This window comes from Staphylococcus sp. GDY8P126P, from assembly GCF_017891965.1.
Lineage (GTDB): Bacteria > Bacillota > Bacilli > Staphylococcales > Staphylococcaceae > Staphylococcus > Staphylococcus saprophyticus.
Genome location: NZ_JAESKG010000028.1, coordinates 1 through 2,065 on the forward strand (window position 1 = coordinate 1; position 2,065 = coordinate 2,065).

At 25.4% G+C, this 2,065-nt stretch carries 2 protein-coding genes; both read left to right on the forward strand.

Annotation, left to right across the window (positions count from 1 at the left end; genetic code table 11):
• On the forward strand, positions 1 to 418 hold a 418-nt coding region (locus KA893_RS13595; protein WP_044435618.1), incomplete at its 5' end, for a GNAT family N-acetyltransferase.
• Complete coding sequence (locus KA893_RS13600; protein WP_001028144.1) at positions 419 to 1,858, forward strand: bifunctional aminoglycoside N-acetyltransferase AAC(6')-Ie/aminoglycoside O-phosphotransferase APH(2'')-Ia; 1,440 nt, start codon at positions 419 to 421, stop codon at positions 1,856 to 1,858. It abuts the gene before it with no gap.
• The last annotated feature ends 207 nt before the right edge of the window (positions 1,859 to 2,065 follow it).

Below are 2,065 nucleotides of genomic sequence, written 5' to 3' on the forward strand. Positions count from 1 at the left end.
CAGGAGTCTGGACTTGACTGAGTTTATGGAAGAAGTTTTAATTGATGATAATATGGTTTTTGATATTGATAATTTAAAAGGATTTCTTAATGATACCAGTTCATTTGGGTTTATAGCTAAAGAAAATAATAAAATTATAGGATTTGCATATTGCTATACACTTTTAAGACCTGATGGAAAAACAATGTTTTATTTACACTCAATAGGAATGTTACCTAACTATCAAGACAAAGGTTATGGTTCAAAATTATTATCTTTTATTAAGGAATATTCTAAAGAGATTGGTTGTTCTGAAATGTTTTTAATAACTGATAAAGGTAATCCTAGAGCTTGCCATGTATATGAAAAATTAGGTGGTAAAAATGATTATAAAGATGAAATAGTATATGTATATGATTATGAAAAAGGTGATAAATAAATGAATATAGTTGAAAATGAAATATGTATAAGAACTTTAATAGATGATGATTTTCCTTTGATGTTAAAATGGTTAACTGATGAAAGAGTATTAGAATTTTATGGTGGTAGAGATAAAAAATATACATTAGAATCATTAAAAAAACATTATACAGAGCCTTGGGAAGATGAAGTTTTTAGAGTAATTATTGAATATAACAATGTTCCTATTGGATATGGACAAATATATAAAATGTATGATGAGTTATATACTGATTATCATTATCCAAAAACTGATGAGATAGTCTATGGTATGGATCAATTTATAGGAGAGCCAAATTATTGGAGTAAAGGAATTGGTACAAGATATATTAAATTGATTTTTGAATTTTTGAAAAAAGAAAGAAATGCTAATGCAGTTATTTTAGACCCTCATAAAAATAATCCAAGAGCAATAAGGGCATACCAAAAATCTGGTTTTAGAATTATTGAAGATTTGCCAGAACATGAATTACACGAGGGCAAAAAAGAAGATTGTTATTTAATGGAATATAGATATGATGATAATGCCACAAATGTTAAGGCAATGAAATATTTAATTGAGCATTACTTTGATAATTTCAAAGTAGATAGTATTGAAATAATCGGTAGTGGTTATGATAGTGTGGCATATTTAGTTAATAATGAATACATTTTTAAAACAAAATTTAGTACTAATAAGAAAAAAGGTTATGCAAAAGAAAAAGCAATATATAATTTTTTAAATACAAATTTAGAAACTAATGTAAAAATTCCTAATATTGAATATTCGTATATTAGTGATGAATTATCTATACTAGGTTATAAAGAAATTAAAGGAACTTTTTTAACACCAGAAATTTATTCTACTATGTCAGAAGAAGAACAAAATTTGTTAAAACGAGATATTGCCAGTTTTTTAAGACAAATGCACGGTTTAGATTATACAGATATTAGTGAATGTACTATTGATAATAAACAAAATGTATTAGAAGAGTATATATTGTTGCGTGAAACTATTTATAATGATTTAACTGATATAGAAAAAGATTATATAGAAAGTTTTATGGAAAGACTAAATGCAACAACAGTTTTTGAGGGTAAAAAGTGTTTATGCCATAATGATTTTAGTTGTAATCATCTATTGTTAGATGGCAATAATAGATTAACTGGAATAATTGATTTTGGAGATTCTGGAATTATAGATGAATATTGTGATTTTATATACTTACTTGAAGATAGTGAAGAAGAAATAGGAACAAATTTTGGAGAAGATATATTAAGAATGTATGGAAATATAGATATTGAGAAAGCAAAAGAATATCAAGATATAGTTGAAGAATATTATCCTATTGAAACTATTGTTTATGGAATTAAAAATATTAAACAGGAATTTATCGAAAATGGTAGAAAAGAAATTTATAAAAGGACTTATAAAGATTGATTATATAATATATGAAAAGCTATTATAAAAGACATTAGTATTAAATAGTTTAAAAAAATGAAAAATAATAAAGGAAGTGAGTCAAGTCCAGACTCCTGTGTAAAATGCGGTTCTGTTGCAAAGTAAAAAATATAGCTAACCACTAATTTATCATGTCAGTGTTCGCTTAACTTGCTAGCATGATGCTAATTTCGTGGCATGGCAAAA